The following is a 16,390-nucleotide window of genomic DNA, read 5'->3' on the forward strand; positions in this document are numbered from 1 at the left end:
CCCGGCCACCCCAACCGTCCTGGGGTGGCCGGGCCGTTCCTCGGTTACGCCGACCACCACACGGTGGTGTCCGGCGGGAGCACCACCCCGTCCGGGCCGATCTCCACCGGGCCGCTGGCCAGCAGGATCTCTCCGGTACGGTCGACCGTCACCGGCTGGTCACCCATGTTGACCGTGCAGCGGAAGACCGGCGCGTCCGCAGCCGTCCGCTCGAACGCCAGCACCCCGGCGGGGGCGGACACCCACGTCAGGTTGTCGGTCGGGGCGAGCGCCGGGTGCGACCGGCGGATCCGCAGCGCGGACCGGTAGACCTCCAGCGTCGAGTCCGGGACGCCGGCCTGGGCCGCGACGCTGAGCTCCGCCCACGACTCCGGCTGCGGGAGCCAGCTGCCGCCGCCCTCCGGACCGAAGCCGTACGGTGCCGTGTCGCCGCTCCACGGGATCGGCACCCGGCAGCCGTCGCGGTACCCGTCCTGGCCGGTCGCCCGGTGGAAGGCCGGGTCCTGGCGTACCTCCGGCGGCAGGTCGACGACCTCGGGCAGGCCGAGCTCCTCACCCTGGTAGAGGTAGGCCGAACCGGGCAGCGCCAGCATCAGCACGCTCGCCGCGCGGGCCCGCCGCAGCCCGGCGACCGGGTCGACCGCGACCGGCTTGCGACCGGCGACCTCGCCCTCGCCCGCCTGCAGCAGCCGGGTGGTGTGCCGGACCACGTCGTGGTTGGAGAGCGTCCAGGTGGTCGGGGCGCCCACCGCGCGCATCGCGTCCAGCGAGTCGGTGATCATCTGGCGCTGCTCGTGGACGTTCCACGCGGTGCCCAGGTAGCTGAAGTTGAACGCCTGGTGCAGCTCGTCGCCGCGGACGTAGTGCGACACCCGGGACAGGTTCGGCGCCCACGCCTCGGCGACCGCGATCCGCTCGCCCGGGTACTCGTCCAGGATCCGGCGCCAGCTGCGGTAGATCTCGTGCACGCCGTCCCGGTCGAAGCACGGGCTCTCGCCGACGCCGAGCAGGTGCCACTCGGCACCGTCGCCGACGTCCGGCAGCCCCTCCTCCTTGACCAGCCCGTGCGCCACGTCGATCCGGAAGCCGTCCACGCCCAGGTCCAGCCAGAACCGCAGGATGGTCTTGAACTCGTCCCGGACCGCCGGGTGCTCCCAGTTGAAGTCGGGCTGCTCGGCGGCGAACAGGTGCAGGTACCACTCGCCGTCCGGGACCCGGGTCCAGGCCGGCCCGCCGAAGATGGACGGCCAGTCGTTCGGGGGCAGCTCGCCGTTCTCGCCCTTGCCGGGCCGGAAGTGGTACCGCTCGCGGAACGTCGAGCCGGGCCCCTCGGCGAGCGCCTTGACGAACCATTCATGCTGGTCGGAAGAGTGGTTAGGCACCAGGTCGACGATCACGCGCAGCCCCAGCGCGTGCGCTCCGGTGATCATCGCGGAGGCGTCCGCCACGGTGCCGAAGATCGGGTCGACGGTGCGGTAGTCGGCGACGTCGTACCCCGCGTCGGCCTGCGGGGAGGCGTAGAACGGGGAGAGCCAGACCGCGTCGACACCCAGGTCCCGCAGGTACGGCAGACGGTTGCTGATGCCCGGCAGGTCGCCGATGCCGTCACCGTTCGCGTCGGCGAAGCTGCGCGGGTAGATCTGGTAGATGACCGCGTTGCGCCACCAGGAGGCCGGTGACGCCTCGATGGTGGGCGGTGCGACCAGTTGATCAGTCATGAGCAGCGACGGTAGCAGCGAACTAACACGTGTTACATCCCCCGACGGTTGCTTTCTTTCAGCAAGTTCTTTCAGTGCGCCGTTATGCGCGTTTCGTCGTGTTTATTGACGCCTGCCCGCCTGCCCGCCTGCCCGCCTGCCCGCCTGCCCGCCTGCCCGCCTGCCCGCGCCCCGCCTGGCGCCTGCCCGCCTGGCGCCTGCCCGCCTGGCGCCTGCCCGCCGTGCCGGTGCGCCCGCGTCAGCTGCCGGCCGGGGCCTTCGCGGCGGACTCGCGGACGATCAGGGAGGTGCCGAGGGTCTGGTGCGGGTGCCGGTCCTCGCCGCGGATCGCGGAGATCAGGAAGTCGGCGGCCATCCGTCCCTTGTCGACGATCGGCTGGTGCACGGTGGTCAGCCGAGGCCGGAACCAGGCGGACTCCGGCAGGTCATCAAAACCGGTCACGGACACATCGCCGGGGACGTCGAGGCCGAGCTCCTGAAGGGCGTCCACCGCGCCGTGGGCCAGGACGTCCGAGAGCGCGAGCACGGCAGTCGGCCGCCCTCTCCTCGTCCCCTTCCCCTCGCTCTTCCCTTCGCCCTCTCCTTCGCCCTTCCCTTCGCCCTCTCCCTTTCCCGTTCCCGGTATTTCCGTTTCTTCTATTTTTTCCGTCATGATGGATTTCATGGCGTTATATCCATCTAGGCGAGTCACCGGGACCTCGGCCAGCCGTACGTCGTCCAGGCCCAGCCCGGCGTCCTTGAGCGCGTCCGCGATCCCGGCGAGTCGCCGGGCCAGCGGCCCTCGGTAGCCGCGCTCGGCGACCCGGTCGCCCGGATCCATGGAGAGCACGGCCAACTCCCGGTGCCCCAGCTCCAGCAGGTACCGGGCCACCTCCCGCGCCCCGCCCCGGTCGTCCACCTCGACGCTCGGCGCCCCTTCGTGCCGGTCCGAGTCGATCAGCACGAACGGGATCCCGCGCCGATCCAATTCGGCCACCTCGCCGCGGTCCACCTCCAGCCCGCAGACGATGAACCCGTCCACCGCCGCGTACGGGATCGCCTTGCGCACCGAGTCCTGCAGCGGCGGCGTCAGCAGGAGCGTGTACCCCTCCCGGTCGCAGACCTGCCCCGCCCCCATCAGGAACCGCGCGTAGTACGGATTGTCGAGGATCCGCGCCAGCCGCTGCGGCAGCAGCACCCCGATCGAGTTCGTGGTCCCGGCCTGCAGCATCCGCCCGATGGTATGCGGCGTATATCCGATTTCCTCCGCAACGGCGAGGATCCGTTGCCGGGTCTTCGCTGAAATTCTTTGCGGATTATTGAAAGCAAACGACACCGCCGACCGCGAGACCCCCGCCGCGGCCGCCACATCGTGCGAGGTGGCCCGCGCCCCGCCCCGGCCCGCCGCGCTCTTCCTCCCCGCTCTCGACCCGTTGCCGGCCCGTGACCCGTCCTCCGGCGCGTTGCCGGCCCGTGACCCGTCCTCCGGCGCGTTCCCGGCCCGTGGCCCGGCTGTCGGTGCGTTCTCGGTGCGCGGCCCGGTTTCCGGCGCGTTCCCGGCCTTCCTCGGTGGCATCCACGCTCCCTCGGGTCGGGCTCACCCTAGCCCACTCCGCGCCCGCCGCCGCGCAAGCGTGAGGACGGTTGAGGCTCCGGTGAGCTCTGCGCCCGCAGTGGTGCATGAAGCGCTCACGGCCGGGTATCTCCATGGTCAGACGGACCTGAGATCTCCCCGGAGGTGTGTGATGTCGTTCGACGACAAGGTCGACAACAAGGCCGAGGAAGTGGGCGGCAAGGTCAAGGAGGGCGTGGGCCGCGCCACCGATGACGAGCGCCTGGAGGCCGAGGGGAAGGCGGACCAGACCAGCGCCAACCTCAAGCAGGCCGGCGAGAAGATCAAGGACGTCTTCCGTTCCTGATCGGGGTGTGGGTGAACCGGGCCGGGGCGCGAGCCCCGGCCCGGTTCTTGTCCGGGTTCTTCGTGTCCGGGTTCTTCGTGCCGGGGTCCTTCGTGTCCGGGGTTCAGGGAGCGGCGGTCACCGGCACCCGGACCACCGCGTCGAAGAGATAGCCCAAGGTGTTGTACCGCGCGACGTCGGGCTGGGTGTTGCCGTGTACGTCGGTGGCGCGGGCCAGTAGTTCGTGCGCACCGGAGGCGGGCTCCCAGTCGAGCTCCCACTGCTGCCACGCCGCCTCGGGGGACGGGGCGGACCTGCGCGCGCGGCGCCACGTCGTCCCGCCGTCGGTGCTGACGTCGACGTGCTGGATGGGGCCGTTCGCGGACCAGGAGCGGCCGGTCAGGCGGGTGGGCGCGCCGGCCGCGAAGACCGTACCGGGAGCGAGCTCGAAGGCGCTCTTGATCATCTGTTCGTCGAAGGGCCGGCCCTCGGTGGGGAAGTCCGGGCCGAACAGGCGGTAGAAGGTCGTGTTCCACGGGGAGAAGAGCGGCTCGGTGGAGACCTCGATGCCGCCCACCCACTTGATCGAGGCGATGCCGATCCAGTGCGGGACGATCACCCGGACCGGGTGGCCGTGGTCGGCGGGGAGGGGCTCGCCGTTCATCTCGTACGCCAGCAGCACGTCGTCGAGGGCCTTGCCGACCGGGAGCGGGCGCCGGACCGGGCCGAGGTCGACGCCCCCGGTCACGTAGTTCGGGTCGAGACCGCTGGGCTGGACGTCCACCGCGTCACGGCGGAGCCCGGCCCTGCGCAGGACGGTGGAGAGCCGGACCCCGCGCCAGCGAGCGACGCCGACGGCGCCCAGGCCCCATGCCGTACCCGAAACGCTCTGGCCCTGCTGGGAGCCGAAGTAGCTGCGACCGTTACCGGCGCACTCGACGGTGACCGTGTGGGTCTCGGCGGGGAGCCTGCGCAGGTCGGCGAGGGTGAAGTGGGCCGGATCGCCGCACAGGCCGTCGCCGGAGATCTCCAGGGACCAGGAGTCCGCGTCGATGATCGGCGTGCTGGTGTGGTTGCGGACGAAGAACCGGTCGATGGGGACGTGGTAGCCCTGGCCCCGGAGCGCCGCCCACTTCGTCTCGGCGTTGGTGCCGAGGATGGTGAAGAGGTCGTCGGGGAGGGGTTTGACGATGGTGGGCGCCGCGCTCGCGGGGCTCGCCTCGAGCAGGGTGCCGACGCTGGCGAGCGCGGAGAGTTTGAGCAGGTCGCGGCGGGAGAAGCCGCGTGCGCGCCCGGCGATCCAATCCTGGAGCCGGCGCTCGTCGTAGGCGCTCTCGGCATTCATGCGTATCATCCTATCTAGACGATAGGATTTGTGGGTAGCTTCCGTCGCTCGGCTCAGTCCGGTGGGCAGCACGGGTCATTGACGATGCAGAGTCCGGCCAGGGCCTGCACCATCACCCCGCCCAGGCAGTTCCGGTACATGACCCGCGGCGAGGTGGTCGTCACCGAGGGCGTCACCGAGGGCGGCGGCGAGGGCGACGGCGAGGGGCTGGTCGTGGTGGGCGCGGGCGCCGGGCTGGTCTCCGTGGGGGTGCTCGGCGCCCGCCGGTCCCACGCGTCGGCGGCGAAGACGGCACCGGCGGTTCCGGCGCCGGCCATCAGCAGGGTGACGCAGAGCGCCGCCAGGACGAGCCGGAGCCGCGAGACCCGCCGGCCACCCGGCGGCGGCGCGGGCGGTGTGGACCGCACGGGCGGGGTGGGAGGTGCGGGCGGTGTGCGCCGCGTCGGCGGCGCGGGCGGGGGCTGCCAGGCGTTGCGGACCAGCGGGAGGTCCTCGGCCGCGTTGCGGGAGCGGAACTCGGGGCGCGGGAGGCCCTTCGCCGCCTGGTTCCGGAGGATCTCGCGGTAGATCGTGCGCGCGTCCAGGACCGGTGCCCCGCCGGCGACGCCGTCCCGGAGCACGGTGAGCAGAGCGCCGCTGAAGGCGGTGTTCCGCTCACCCGGTGGTGCCAGCGCGACCAGGTTGCGGCTGGTGGCCGCGATGATGACCGACTGGTCGATCTCGACGTCCTCGGCGAGGTCGGCGGCGGACATCTCGCCGACCAGGGCGCGTGCGGCGTAGCAGCAGTCGAGGATCACCAGTTTGTGGGCCGCCCTGCTCTGCCAGACCCGGCGGCGGATCGACTCGTACGCGACGGCGGTGGCGTCCTCCTCGCCGAGCTCGCTCTCGGTGACCGCGAGGTGCAGCCGCCCGTCGGTGCTGTCGACGAGCCCGTGCCCGGCGTAGTAGATCAGCAGGAGACCGTCCGGGCCCACGTCCCGGGCCGCGGTACGGACCGCGCCGATCACACCGCCGACGGAGGTGTCGCCGGTGACCACCGCGCAGTTGCCCGGCGGCAGACCCCACAGACCGGGGTCGGTGAGCGCCGCGGCCAGGTCGGTCAGGTTGTTCGCCACACCGGGCAGGTCGGTCAGGTGACGGTAGGTGCCGCAGCCGACGAGGACGGCCCGCGACCGCGCGGCGGGCGGCGTCGCGGTCATCGCTGCGTCAGGATCTCGACCGTGCGGTCCGGGTCGGACGCTCCGAGGACGGCTCGGGCGTCGCCGTGGGTGATGACGACGGTGACCTGCCGCGGCTGCCGGGAGTCGCGCCAGGCCAGCAGTGCGACGACCAGCTGGGCCACCGAGAGCCCCGCCCCGACCGTCAGCGAGATCGCCTCGATGGTGCCGCCCATCTCGCGGGCGTCCGGGGAGACACACCACCGGGGATCCCCGAAGCGGCGGACCGGCGGCTCGTCACCGAGCCATCTCCACAGGGAATGCCATTCGTCGACGTCGGAACGGTGCAAGGAGACACGAGTCTGCACGGTGATTGCCCTGCCGTTGTGCGGGGAGAAGGCGCTGAGCGACGCTAACAGCGGCTCCCGCAAGATCGGTATCCGGCATCACCTGTGCGGGTCTCGCGTTCTCCGAGAGGGGCGCTCGACGGCACCCCTCTCGGAGAACGCGGTCAGGAGGAGCCGGTCGGTGTGGTCGTCCTGGTGCGGTCCACCTCGTCCCAGTCCTCTCTGCGCTGCACCGCGGCGTCCCCGGAGACGGCCGCGGTGGCCGGGAGCCGGCCGGGCCACCAGAAGCGGTCGCCGGTCAGTGTCGCCAGGGCCGGGACCAGGACGGTACGGACCAGAAGGGTGTCCAGCAGCACGCCGATGCCGACGATCACGCCGATCTGGGTGAGCGTGATGATCGGCAGCACGCCGAGCACCGCGAAGACCGCCGCCAGCAGGATGCCCGCGCTGGTGATCACGGCGCCGGTGACGGCGAGGGCGTGCACCATGCCGTCCCGCGTACCCCGCTTCCCGGCCTCCTCGCGGGCCCGGGTGACCAGGAAGATGTTGTAGTCCACCCCGAGCGCGACCAGGAACAGGAAGGAGAAGAGCGGGACCTGGTTGTCCAGCGCGTGGTCGAAGAGCCACGAGCCGGCCCCGAGCGCCGCGCCGAAGCTGGCGATCACCGTGACGATCAGCAGCAGCGGCGCGACCAGGGCGCGGAGCAGCACGATCAGCACCAGCAGCACCACCAGCAGGATCACCGGGACGATCACCACGAGGTCGTGCCGGGTGGCGTCCCGGGTGTCCAGCGCGGTGGCCACGCTGCCGCCGACGAGGGTGCCGCCGTCGAGGCGGTCGCGGAGCGCGCGGATCACGTCGTACGACTCGCTCGTGTCCGGCGCCGCGTTCAGCACCACGGTGATCGAGGCGAGCGTGGTGGTCTGCTCGGCGATCCGGGCCTGGGCCACGCCGGGCGTCGCGGTCACTGCGGCCAGCACGGACTGCGCCTCGGCGGGCGTGGTCAGCACCGTCGTCGGGCTGGCCGTACCGGCTGGGAAGTACTTCGAGAGCGTCTCCAGGCCGGCGACCGACTCGGACTCGACCCGGAACTGCTCGGTCTGCGACAGGCCGAGCCGGGTGCCGAGGCCGCCCGCGGAGAGCACGCCCAGCACGATCACCGAGACGACGGTGACGGCGACCGGCTTGCGTGCCACGAACCGGCCGACCCGCGCCCACACGCCCGTCGCGTCCTCCAGCCCGGCCCGGCCCGTCTTCGGCACGAACGGCCAGAACAGCCCGCGACCGCAGACCACCAGCGCGGCGGGGAGCACCACCAGGGCGAAGACCGCGGCGACGGCGATGCCCGCGGCGGCCGTGACGCCCAGCGACACGTTGCTCGAAAGGCTCGCCAGCAGCAGGGTGAGCAGGCTGAGGATGACCGTACCGGCGCTGGCCGCGATCGCCGGTCCGGCCCCGCGCAGCGCGACCCGCATCGCGGTGAAGCGATCCTCGTGGTGGTGCAGTTCCTCCCGGTATCGGGAGATGAGCAGCAGCGCGTAGTCGGTGCCCGCGCCGAAGACCAGCACCGTCACGATGCCGGTGGTCGAACCGGAGACCGGCAGGTCGGTGTGGCGCGAGATGATCGCCACGATGCCGGTGGTGACCCGGTCGGCGAGGCCCACCACGGTGAGCGGTACCAGCCAGAGCATCGGGCTCCGGTAGGTGATCAGCAGCAGCACCGCCACCACGACCACGGTGACCAGCAGCAGCCGGGTGTTCGCGCCGGTGAAGCTGTCGGCGAGGTCGGCGGTGAACCCGGCCCCTCCGGTCACCTGCGCGGTCACGCCGGCCGGGAGACCGCTCCGCACCTGCGTACGCAGGTCGGAGACGGCCTTGATGATCTCGTCGGAAGGCGCTCCGGCCGGCATGGCCACCGAGATGATCGCGGCTCTCCGGTCCTCGCTGAGGATCGGGGTGCCCAGATCACGCACGGTGGCGAGGTCGGCGTCGGTCAGTGCGTCGCCGCCCTTGGCGAGGACCACCAGGGCGGCGCTGGTCCGGCCGGAGGGCAGCTGCTTCTGCAGCTGGGCCACCCGGGTGGACTCGGCGGACGACGGCAGGGACGCGTTCGGGTCGTTCGTGGTGCTCGTCGCCCCGGAGAGGCCGATCACCAGACCGCCGAGCACGAGGGCGAGGAGCAGTGTTGCCCATGCCCGTCTCATGAAAGCCTCCAAGATAAAGAATCTCGACAATCGAGATTCTCCACAGATGGGTACGCGTCTGCAACACTTACCCCCGTGGAGGAACCGGATGCCCTCGAACGGCAGCGCCTGCGGTCGCGGCTGGTAGATCTTTTGAACACGTACAGTAGCGAGGCGCAGCACATCGGGCACGCGTTCGCCGGGCGTCACCATCTGCACGCCACCGACATGCACGCGCTGCTCGCGATCATGCACGCGGAGCGGCAGGGCGCCCCGCTGACACCGGGCCGGCTGGGTGAGGCGATCGGTCTGTCGTCCGGCGCGACCACGGCGCTGATCGACCGGCTGGAGAAGGGCGGGCACCTGCGGCGTACCCGGGAGAGCGCGGACCGCCGGGTGGTGCACCTGCGGTACGGCGAGGCCGGGATGGCGCTGGCCCAGGCGTTCTTCACCCCGCTGGCGCCGCGGACCGACGCGGTGATGGAGGACTTCGGCGTGGCCGAGCTCCAGGTGGTGGAGCGCTTCCTCGCCGGGATGGTGGCGTCGCTGATCGGCTACCGGGACGAGCTCCGGGCCAAGTGACGGTCTTCGGGCGGCCGCGGTCGCTGATGCAACCCAGGGGCACCGCGGCTGCTTCCTGAACCACCGGGGTCGCGGCCGATTCTGACGGCGTGAACACGACTGACACCCTCGTCCAGGCCGACGACATGCTCGCGCGGGGCCGTGCCCGCAACGCGGCACACCTGCTCGCGCCGGTCGTCGGGCGCCAGCCGGAGAACACCGAGGCGTGGCACCGGATGGCCCGCGCCCACCTGGAGCTCGGCGACGCGGAGGCCGGCCTGCGGGCCGCCCGCGCCGCGTGGCAGCTCGACCCGTACGGTGCGGAGTCGCTCTACTGGGTCAGCCGGGCCTGCACCGAACTGGCCCGGCACCCCGAGGCGATCGACGCCGCCGCGAACGCGTGCCGCCAGGACCCGGGCAACCCCCGGCTGCACCTGCGCCTCGCCGAGGCCCAGCTCGCCGCGGGCCTGGTCGCCGAGGCGGAGGACGGCCTGCGGATCGCGGTCGAGCTGGCCGGCTACGACGCCGACCTGTGGGTGGCGTACGGCGTCGCGCTCTTCGCCGCCGGCCGCCCGCTGAGCGCCCGCGAGATCCTGCTCCGGGCGCTCACCATCGACCCGGCCCACCAGGGCGCCCGCCACACGATGGCCCGCTTCGAGCTGGCCATGCGCCCCGTGATCGACGCACCGTCGCTGGCCCGCGCCTCCGACACGTTCGCCGAATCCCTGCGGATCCGCCCGGGCGGCCGCGTCCGGCAGCCCGACGAGGTGAGCCGCGACGCCCTCGGCCACGCGGCCCGGGTGACGCTGGCGTGGTGCATGATCGCCCTCTGCGCGCTGGGCGTGATCAGCGCCCTCGGCATCGTCGCCGTCCCGGTCGGCCTCTACCTGGCCCTGATCTGTGCCGGCGCGGCCGCGGGGTGTGGTGCGGCGCTGACCCGCCCGGCCCCGCTGACGTAGCCGTCGGTCACAGGTGGTCACGAAGCCGGGTGAGGCGTTCCCTGGTCCACGTGGTACGTCTCCGGAGACTGCCCGCCGTCCAGGTACACCGCGGAGTGTTCTCGGTCGATGCCGGTCTCCGGAAAGACCGTGGCCGTGAGGCCCGGCGATGCCTCGACGCGGTGCAACGCCTCTGACGGCATGGCGTACACCGTTCCGGGCGCGAGTGGAGAGTGTGCGCACGCAGTGACGTCGGGCGAGTTCAGATGAGGCATCGGGCGTCGCGGGCGGTCAGGCGCGGAGCCGGTTGAGGATGCGGGTCAGGTCGGCGCGGTCGGTGGGGTTCAGGACCGAGAAGAGGCGTTCGCCCTCGGTGGCGCGGGCGGCGTGGATGGCCTCGCTGGTGGTGCGGCCCTCGTCCGTCAGTGTCACCAGGGTCGCGCGGCGGTCGGCCGGGTCGGGGTGGCGGGCGACCAGGCCGCGGTCCTGGAGGCCGTCGATGACCTCGGTGGCGGAGCGCGGGGCGATTCGCAGGTGTGCGGCGATCGTGCTCAGGCGGGCCTCGCCGTGGGTCAGCAGGACGTTCAGGGCGCGGAACTGGGACGGGGAGACGCCCCAGGGTTCCAGGGCGCGCTTGGTCTGCTCGCGCAGGCGGCGGGTGACCGCCCAGAACGCCTCGTGCAGTGACTCCTCCGTCACGATCAGCCCCTTCGGCAGACAAGGATCCGGCGACGGGAACAACCTAACAGCGATTACCGTTGCACCCTCATGTTGAGGTACCCTCAGCGTTAATCGCAGCCTCCGTGCCGGTCGCCTTTTGAGCGAGGCGGTGCGCGAGGACCCGTACGTGAGGAAGGTCTTGCTCTTGGCGGAACGCCCAGGGAGGGGTCCGGCACGGACCGTGACCCCCGCGGAGAAGGCGCAGGCCCGATCCGTCTCGCTGCGCCGGATAGGTGCGCTCTTCATCGGTCATCGCGGGCGGCTCGCGCTCGTGGTGGCGATCATCGTGGTGGCGTCGGTGACCGGTATGGCGTCGCCGTTCCTCCTGCGGGAGGTGATCGACGTCGCGCTGCCGCAGGGTGATCTCCGGCTGCTGATCTGGCTGGTCGGGGGCATGGTCGTGGTCGCGGCGATCACGGCGGCGCTCGGCGTGGTGCAGACGTGGATCTCGACCGGGGTGGGGCAGCGGGTGATGCACCGGCTCCGCACCGACGTCTTCACGCATCTGCAGAAACAGTCGGTCGGGTTCTTCACCCGGACCCGGACCGGCGAGGTGCAGTCCCGGATCACCAACGACATCGGCGGCATGGAGAGCGTGGTCACCTCCACCGCCACCAGCATCGCGTCGAACCTGACCACCGTCGTCGCCACCACCGTCGCGATGACCGCGCTCTCCTGGCAGCTCACGCTGATCTCGTTCGCGGTGCTGCCGCCGGCGATCTACCTGACCCGGCGCGTCGCCCGGATGCGGCGCGCGATCACCACGCAGCGGCAGCGCGAGCTCGCCGAGCTGAACGTGATCATCGAGGAGGGGCTGTCGATCAGCGGCATCCAGCTGAGCAAGACGATGGGTGCCGGCGCCGCGCAGGTCACCCGCTTCACCGACTCGTCCCGCCGGCTGATCGACCTGGAGCTGCGGTCGGAGCTGGCCGGGCGCTGGCGGATGGCCGCCATGAGCATCATCTTCGCGATCATCCCGGCCACCATCTACCTGGCGGCGGGCCTGCCCTTCGCCGCGGCGGGGATGAGCATCGGCACGCTGGTCGCGTTCACCGCGCTGCAGGGCAACCTCTTCCGGCCGCTGATGAGCCTGCTCGACGTGAGCGTCACCCTCACCGCGTCCCTCGCCCTCTTCGCGCGCATCTTCGAATACCTCGACCTTCCGGTCGAGATCCAGGAGCCGGCGACGCCCGTGCGCCTGCCCTCTCCCCGCGGCCACCTGCGCTTCGAGTCGGTCTCCTTCACGTACGACCGTGACGGCAGCCCGGCATTGAAAGAGGTGGACATCGACGTGCCTGCCGGAAGCTCGCTGGCCCTGGTGGGGGAGACGGGGTCGGGCAAGAGCACGATCGCGGCCCTGATCGCGCGCCTCTACGACCCGACCTCGGGCCGCGTGACGATCGACGGGGTGGACGTGCGCTCGCTGGCGCTGGCGGATCTGGCGGAGATCGTCGGCGTGGTCAGCCAGGAGACGTACCTGCTGCACACGACCGTGCGGGAGAACCTGCGGTACGCCAAGCCGGACGCCACCGACGAGGAGATCGTCGCCGCCGCCCGGGCGGCCAGGATCCACCCGCTGATCGAGAGCCTGCCGGACGGCTACGACACCATGGTCGGCTCGCGCGGGCACCGGTTCTCCGGCGGCGAGAAGCAGCGGATCGCGATCGCCCGGACGCTACTGCGCGACCCGCGGATCCTGGTGCTCGACGAGGCGACCAGCGCGCTCGACAACGAGACCGAGCGGGCGGTGCAGCGGGCGTTCGAGGAGCTGTCGCAGGGGCGTACCACGGTGACCATCGCGCACCGGCTCTCCACCGTGCGCGACGCCGACCAGATCGTGGTGATCGACCACGGCCGGATCCTGGAGTCGGGCACGCACGAATCGCTGCTCGACGAGGGCGGCCGGTACGCGACCCTCTCCGCCCTCGTCGCGTGACCCCCGCCCGTCCTGCCCGTCCCGCTCGTCCTGCTCGTCCTGCTCGTCCTGCTCGTCCTGTTCCCCGGGCCCGCCGCCGCGTCGCTCAGCCGCGGGCCGTCCTCTCCCAGCCGGGGAGGCCGGCCGGGTCGCGGGAGGGCGGGCCGACGTAGTCCGCGGACGGGCGGATGATCTTCCCGAGGCGCTTCTGCTCCAGGATGTGCGCGCTCCAGCCGGCCGTCCGCGCACACCCGAAGAACGCGGTGAACAGCTCGGCCGGCACGCCCGCGAAGTCCAGCACGACCGCCGCCCAGAACTCGACGTTCGTCTCCAGTACCCGGTCCGGCTTGCGTTCGCGCAGCTCGGCCAGGGCCGCGTCCTCCAGGGCGAGCGCCACCGCGAACCGCGGCGCGTCCAGCTCGCGGGCCGCGTCGCGCAGGATCCGGGCGCGCGGGTCCTCGGCCCGGTAGACCGCGTGACCGAAACCCATCAGCCGCCGCCCGCTGTCCAGGAGCTCCCTGACGTACGCCCGGGCGTCGCCGTGCTTCTCCACCGCCGTGATCATCCCGAGCACCCGGGCCGGCGCGCCGCCGTGCAGCGGGCCGGAGAGCGCGCCGAGCGCCGCGGAGAGACAGGCCGGCGCGTCCGCCCCGGTGCTGGCGACCACCCGGGCGGTGAACGTGGAGGCGTTCATGCCGTGCTCGGCGGCGCAGATCCAGTACCGGTCGATCGCGGAGACGTGGCGCGGGTCCGGGTCGCCCTGCCACTCGATCATGAACCGTTCGGTGGCGGTGCGCCCCTCGTCGATCCGGGCGCGGGGCACCGGGGTCCGGTCGCCGCGGGCGGACTGGGCGGCGTACGACAGGGCCAGCGCCGACGCCCGGGCCAGGTCCTCGCGGGCCCGGTCGTCGGGGATGTCGATCAGCTGGCCGGCCGACCCGCCGAGCAGTGCCAGGGCGGCCTGGACGTCGATCCGGGCGTCCCCGCCGCGGACCGGGAGCACGGACGGTTCGGCGGCCGGCAGCGGGCGGCGCAGGTCGCCGTCGACGAGCAGCGCCCAGACGTCGGAGAAGGAGACCCGCCCGGCGAGCGAGCGGATGTCGACACCGCGGTAGCGGAGCGCGCCGCCGTCGCGGTCGGGTTCGGCGATCTCGGTGTCGAACGCGACGACACCGGCAAGACCTGGGTTGACGTTCACCATGCCTTCACGATGTGGACTCGACGGTCGTACCGTCAACATTGACCGGATCAATATGAGAGCATCCGCACATGACGCTCCTGACCACCGCCGAGGTCGCCGCACGGCTCGGGGTGAAGCCCGCGACCGTGTACGCCTACGTGAGCCGGGGCCTGCTGGCCAGCCGCCGCAACGCCGACGGGAAGGGCAGCCTCTTCGCGAAACAGGACGTCGACGAACTGATCGCGAGCCGGAAGCGGACCACACCGGCGATCCGTACCGGGCTCACGCTGATCCGGGACGGCGCGCTCTTCTACCGCGGTCACGACGTGTCGGGGCTGGCCGCCACCGCCACGTTCGAGGCGGTCGCGACCCTGCTCTGGACCGGTGAGCTGCGGCATCAGCCGTTCGAGACGAACCCGGTGCTGCGGGCGACGGCCGACCGGGTGGTCGCGGTGCTGCCACCGGGCACCCGGCTGGTCGACCGGCTCAGGGTCGTCGTCGCGGCGGTGGCGGCGGCCGATCCGCTGCGCTTCGACACGTCCCCGGCGGCGGTGCAGGCCACCGGCCGCACCCTGATCGCCATCATGGCCGGTTCCGGTTCCGGTTCCGGTTCCGGTGCCGGTGCCGGTGCCGGGCCGGGCGTCTCGGTGGCCCGGTCGCTCTGGCCGGCGCTGGCGCCGGAACCGGGCGGTGCGGCGGGGGTGCGGGCGCTGGAGGCCGCGCTGATCCTGCTCGCGGACCACGACCTCGCGGCGTCGACGCTGGCGGCCCGGGTGGCGGCGTCGACCCGGGCACACCCCTACGCCGTGGTCAGCGCCGGACTGGCGGCGCTGGACGGCCCGCTGCACGGGGCGGCGAGCGAGCAGGCGTACCCGCTGCTCGCCGAGGTGATGTCCGGGGCGGACCCGCTCGTGGTGATCTCGGAGCGGCTGCGCGCCGGGACGGTGACGCCGGGATTCCCGGTGCCCGGTTTCGGTCACGACCTCTACCCCGACGGCGATCCACGGGGGACGGCCCTGCTGGCTCTCCTGGACGGCCCCGCGGTGGACGCGGCGTCCGCGCTCGCCGCCGCGGTCGCCTCCCGGTCGGGGGCGCTGCCCACCATCGACCTGGCTCTGGCCGCGCTGGCCCTGCGGTACGGCATGCCCGCCGGTGCGGGGGAGGCGATCTTCGCGGTGGCCCGTACCGTCGGCTGGCTGGCGCACGCGCTGGAGGAGTACACCGACCGGCCGAGCCGTTTCCGCCCCACGGGTCACTATGCGGGCCGCCAGCCTTAGGCTCCGTTAATGACCTCTCCCGCCCCGTCGCCCGCCCCGTCGCCCGCCCCCTCGCCCGCTCCTGAAGATCTGTCCCTGCTGGAGGCGTTGCACTCCACGCCCGCGCGGCGCTACCTCTCCACCGAGCCGGTGCCCGACGAGATCGTCCGGGCCATCCTGGACGCCGCGATCCGCGGGCCGTCCGGTGGCAACGCCCAGTCCTGGGCCTGGATCGTGGTCCGCGACCCGGAGACGAAGAAGCGGATCGCCGACTGGTACCGCGAGGGCTGGAACCGCCACTACGGCTCCCGCCGCGAGGAGATCCTCCAGGCCGCCGAGTCCGTTCCCGATCAGGTGCCGATGAGCAAGCGCAGCTTCCTCGCCGCCGACCACCTGGCCGCGCACATCGAGGAGGCCCCGGTCTGGATCGTCCCGGTCCTGCTCGGCGCCGCGAAGTCCGCCAACCCGCGCCTGGGCTCCTCCGTCTACGGCGCGGTGCAGCAGTTGATGCTGGCGGCTCGCGCATACGGCCTCGGCTCCACGCTGACCACCCTGCACATCGGCCACGAGGCGGACGTCCGGGAGGCACTGGGTCTCCCCGGCGACGCGCTGACCATGGCGATCATCCCGATCGGCTACCCGAGCCAGGGCCGCTGGTCCCAGCCCAAGCGCCGCCCGCTCGACGAGGTCGTCTTCTGGGACCGCTACACGTCCTGACCGGCTGGTGTTCAGGGGTGATCCCGCTGGTCGATTCCGCCGGGATCGTCGCCGGCGGGGATGCGGGGTGGGCCCTGGCTGGCCGGGCTTGATCGACATTTCATGATCAACCCGGACTTGATCTTCGCGGCTGGCAGTCGGGGGTGTCTCGGCGGGCTGGAGTGACCCGTGAGCGCCAGCTTTCCCGGTGCGGCTGGCGTTCACGGGTCTCTCGGCGCGCCCGAGACACCCCGGAGCGCCAGCCAACCGGCCCGAGACACCCCGGAGCGCCAGTCCGCCACCCACGGGGTACCGCCCGGCCGGTCCATGATCGAACTCCGGACGGCGGAGCCGACGATGTGACGTGCGTGCGGGTCGGGGGCGGTCCGGGTTCACGATCATGCTCTGCCGTGCGTGGCGGGGATCCACGGTGGCCGCCTGTGTCCTTGCGGCGCCCCTCGGGCGGCTGCGGGTGCACACGATCATGGATCGTGTGC

General features: G+C 72.3%; 14 protein-coding genes. 6 read left to right on the forward strand and 8 right to left on the reverse strand.

From position 1 onward, the window contains the following. Positions 1 to 44: 44 nt before the first annotated feature. On the reverse strand, positions 45 to 1,718 hold the full coding sequence (locus AB0M08_RS28790; protein ID WP_364499653.1) for a glycoside hydrolase family 13 protein: 1,674 nt from the start codon (positions 1,716 to 1,718) through the stop codon (positions 45 to 47). A gap of 238 nt (positions 1,719 to 1,956) precedes the next feature. Further along, on the reverse strand, positions 1,957 to 3,066 hold the full coding sequence (locus AB0M08_RS28795; RefSeq protein ID WP_364499698.1) for a LacI family DNA-binding transcriptional regulator: 1,110 nt from the start codon (positions 3,064 to 3,066) through the stop codon (positions 1,957 to 1,959). Positions 3,067 to 3,442: 376 nt separating this feature from the next. Between AB0M08_RS28795 and AB0M08_RS28800 the strand changes: the two genes are divergently transcribed. Continuing rightward, entirely contained in the window at positions 3,443 to 3,616 is a 174-nt protein-coding gene (locus AB0M08_RS28800) for a CsbD family protein (protein WP_364499656.1), read from the forward strand. 103 nt (positions 3,617 to 3,719) lie between these two features. Here AB0M08_RS28800 and AB0M08_RS28805 read toward each other — a convergent pair whose 3' ends face one another. The 4 genes from AB0M08_RS28805 to AB0M08_RS28820 all read right to left on the reverse strand — a co-directional run bounded on the left by AB0M08_RS28805 (position 3,720) and on the right by AB0M08_RS28820 (position 8,648). Further along, positions 3,720 to 4,940, reverse strand: a complete 1,221-nt coding sequence (locus tag AB0M08_RS28805) for a sulfite oxidase (RefSeq protein WP_364499659.1) — start codon at positions 4,938 to 4,940, stop codon at positions 3,720 to 3,722. 53 nt (positions 4,941 to 4,993) lie between these two features. Then, positions 4,994 to 6,139: a caspase family protein gene (locus tag AB0M08_RS28810; RefSeq protein WP_364499662.1), complete on the reverse strand. Its 1,146-nt coding sequence runs from the start codon at positions 6,137 to 6,139 to the stop codon at positions 4,994 to 4,996. Further along, positions 6,136 to 6,447, reverse strand: coding sequence for a hypothetical protein (locus AB0M08_RS28815; protein WP_364499665.1), 312 nt, complete (start codon positions 6,445 to 6,447; stop codon positions 6,136 to 6,138). Before AB0M08_RS28815 ends, AB0M08_RS28810 begins: the two co-directional genes overlap by 4 nt. A gap of 161 nt (positions 6,448 to 6,608) precedes the next feature. Further along, positions 6,609 to 8,648: an MMPL family transporter gene (locus AB0M08_RS28820; protein WP_364499667.1), complete on the reverse strand. Its 2,040-nt coding sequence runs from the start codon at positions 8,646 to 8,648 to the stop codon at positions 6,609 to 6,611. 75 nt (positions 8,649 to 8,723) lie between these two features. Here AB0M08_RS28820 and AB0M08_RS28825 point away from each other — a divergent pair, with 75 nt between their 5' ends. Further along, positions 8,724 to 9,209 (forward strand): MarR family transcriptional regulator, encoded by a 486-nt coding sequence (locus AB0M08_RS28825; protein WP_364499670.1) that lies wholly within the window; start codon positions 8,724 to 8,726, stop codon positions 9,207 to 9,209. 89 nt (positions 9,210 to 9,298) lie between these two features. Further along, positions 9,299 to 10,147 (forward strand): tetratricopeptide repeat protein, encoded by an 849-nt coding sequence (locus AB0M08_RS28830; RefSeq protein WP_364499672.1) that lies wholly within the window; start codon positions 9,299 to 9,301, stop codon positions 10,145 to 10,147. 270 nt (positions 10,148 to 10,417) lie between these two features. On the opposite strand, the gene AB0M08_RS28835 is transcribed toward AB0M08_RS28830, so the two are convergent. Then, the gene (locus AB0M08_RS28835; protein WP_364499701.1) at positions 10,418 to 10,831 is read right to left on the reverse strand and encodes a MarR family transcriptional regulator; all 414 of its coding nucleotides are present in this window, start codon (positions 10,829 to 10,831) and stop codon (positions 10,418 to 10,420) included. A gap of 196 nt (positions 10,832 to 11,027) precedes the next feature. Between AB0M08_RS28835 and AB0M08_RS28840 the strand changes: the two genes are divergently transcribed. Beyond that, positions 11,028 to 12,782, forward strand: a complete 1,755-nt coding sequence (locus AB0M08_RS28840) for an ABC transporter ATP-binding protein (protein WP_364499675.1) — start codon at positions 11,028 to 11,030, stop codon at positions 12,780 to 12,782. A gap of 85 nt (positions 12,783 to 12,867) precedes the next feature. Here AB0M08_RS28840 and AB0M08_RS28845 read toward each other — a convergent pair whose 3' ends face one another. Beyond that, a complete protein-coding gene (locus tag AB0M08_RS28845; protein ID WP_364499678.1) occupies positions 12,868 to 13,962 on the reverse strand; it encodes a citrate synthase 2 in 1,095 nt (364 codons plus the stop codon). Positions 13,963 to 14,030: 68 nt separating this feature from the next. On the opposite strand from AB0M08_RS28845, the gene AB0M08_RS28850 reads away from it, so the two are divergent. Together AB0M08_RS28850 and AB0M08_RS28855 are read left to right on the forward strand one after the other, a co-directional pair. Then, on the forward strand, positions 14,031 to 15,218 hold the full coding sequence (locus AB0M08_RS28850) for a citrate synthase (protein ID WP_364499681.1): 1,188 nt from the start codon (positions 14,031 to 14,033) through the stop codon (positions 15,216 to 15,218). 9 nt (positions 15,219 to 15,227) lie between these two features. Then, positions 15,228 to 15,914, forward strand: a complete 687-nt coding sequence (locus AB0M08_RS28855; RefSeq protein WP_364499684.1) for a nitroreductase family protein — start codon at positions 15,228 to 15,230, stop codon at positions 15,912 to 15,914. The last annotated feature ends 476 nt before the right edge of the window (positions 15,915 to 16,390 follow it).

Source organism: Actinoplanes sp. NPDC051851 (assembly GCF_040681165.1).
GTDB lineage: Bacteria > Actinomycetota > Actinomycetes > Mycobacteriales > Micromonosporaceae > Actinoplanes.